This window comes from Romboutsia sp. 13368 (assembly GCF_018336475.1).
Classification (GTDB): Bacteria; Bacillota; Clostridia; order Peptostreptococcales; family Peptostreptococcaceae; genus Romboutsia.
Window position 1 is genome coordinate 1520506 of sequence record NZ_CP048741.1, and the last position, 2206, is coordinate 1522711.

The 2206-nt window shown below is 25.3% G+C and carries 2 protein-coding genes; both read right to left on the reverse strand.

The features are described from left to right. Window positions 1-166 precede the first annotated feature (166 nt). Entirely contained in the window at window positions 167-847 is a 681-nt protein-coding gene (locus G3997_RS06135) for a Type 1 glutamine amidotransferase-like domain-containing protein (protein WP_296644478.1), read from the reverse strand. A 73-nt stretch (window positions 848-920) separates the two neighbouring features. Further along, window positions 921-2111, reverse strand: a complete 1191-nt coding sequence (locus G3997_RS06140; protein ID WP_296644481.1) for an ATP-grasp domain-containing protein — start codon at window positions 2109-2111, stop codon at window positions 921-923. Window positions 2112-2206 lie beyond the last annotated feature (95 nt).

The window sequence follows — 2206 nt, forward strand, 5'->3', positions numbered from 1 at the left end:
GATACTTTTAAAGTAATTATTGCAAAGGATTATGATGATTATCTAGAATATACATTAGGAGAATTACTTCCTCTAGCTTTCACTGGTAAAGATATAGATTAATTARTTTATATAGTTAAATACTTATTTTATATAAAGTACCCGTCGGAAATTCCGACGGGTGTTTTTAATAGTAGCATTTAGGAATATCCCATTTTTCAGCATCTCCTAATACATATATTTGTCCATCAATAACTAAAATTGCACCATCATTACTTATAGAATAAACTACCTTTTTCTTTTCTTTTAAACACCTTAATATACTTAAATTTTGTAATTCTTTATTTTCAAAATGAACCTCTATATCAAAATCCTTAATTATATTTAAACCTTTACAATATAAATATCTTTTATAATCAGAGTCTTTGGTAATATGAAATTCACTTATTTGAACCATAGCACCAGCACTAGTTCCAATCATAATACCTTTGAAATTTTCAAGTTCATTTATTAAGTCATATTTTTTAAATCTTTGCATCATCTTATCAGGATATCCACCTGTAAAAAATATAATATCCGTATCTTTAATCTTTTCTTTCATTAAATCTATGGTGTCTGTAAATTGATTTATCCATTTTATATTATTTTCATCAATTCCATAAGCTAAAAATGGCGACACAATTTCTTCGTAATGTGTTCCATCTTTACTATTAAAAGCTTTACTCCAATCACTTTCATTGCTTAACCATTTTTCATCATATGAAAAAGGAACAATTAATACTTTATAATCTTCTTTTATTATATTTTTTAATATGTTATAGCACCAATTTTCATCAAAGTTGTTTAAACTAAGTAATAAGTTAACCATTGTATGCCTCCTGATTATAGTAAATATCTAATCTTAATATTATATACTATAACCATTAATTAAGTGCAATATATCATATTTTTTCTGTAATAAGATTCATAATATCAAATAAATCATTTTCATTCTTACTTCTAGCTATAAATACTCTATCACCCATAGCTTCTGATAATACTTTAGGTACACTTGTATCAATTAATATTTTATCTTTATATTTATTTTTTATAGAATCAATAGAATTTTTATATTTACCTTCATTTCTTCTACTTACATATCCTACAGAATATTTTTTATCTACATCAACAAAAGATTTATCATAAATTAACATATCTGCCCAAATAGAATATACATCAACATCATAAGTATAGTTTATCATATCAGGCATATATGCACCTGGTGCTCTCATATTTACTTCAAGACCAACTAAGTCTCCTTTTTTACCTAATCCTTTTTTATCTTCACTTAATCTAAAGAATTCAAAATGGAAAAATCTACTTCTCGTATCAAATGCCTTAACAACCTTTTCTCCTATAACCTCTATATCCCTATTTTTAACAGGTTGAGAGTAAAATTTTGCGTCTTGTTTTTCATTTACACAATCCATTATAGAACTTAACATAACATGACTTGATGATATTAAAATATTCTTATTAGAATCTGTTATACCATCAAATGTTTCAACTTGTCCTTTTATAAACTCTTCTACTATGTATAATACATTTTCATCTCTTTCATTAAAAAATCTACTAACATCCTCTTCATTATTTAATTTATATGTAGAATTTGCCCCAACACCATTATCTGGCTTTGCTATTATAGGGTATCCAACTTTATTTGCAAAATCGATACATGATTCATATGTTCTAACATAATCATATCTAGCACATGGTATATTAGCTTTTTTATATACTTCTTTCATTTTTGATTTATATTTCATAGGAGACATATTTTCTATTTTAGTCCCTGAATTTACATTAAACTTACTTCTAAGAGTTGCCTCCATCTCTAACCAATACTCATTTTGAGATTCAATCCAATCAATAGCTCCATACTTATTTTCATAGAATCTGCAAGCATTTTCAACTTCTTCAAAGTTCTCTAAATTAGATACTCTATAGTACTCAGTTACTGAATTTTTAGTTTCATCACTAATTAAGTTATAATCTTCATCCCCAATACCTAATACATTAACTCCTCTTTCTTTTAATCTTGAACAAAAGTTGTGAAAGTATAATGGAAAATGTGGTGAAATAAATACAACATTCATTTAATTATCCCCCTTAAAATTTTTAATTTATTCTATAAAAACTGACTTATTTTAGAATTTTTTATTTCGTCTAATATATTATTAATATTAAATTA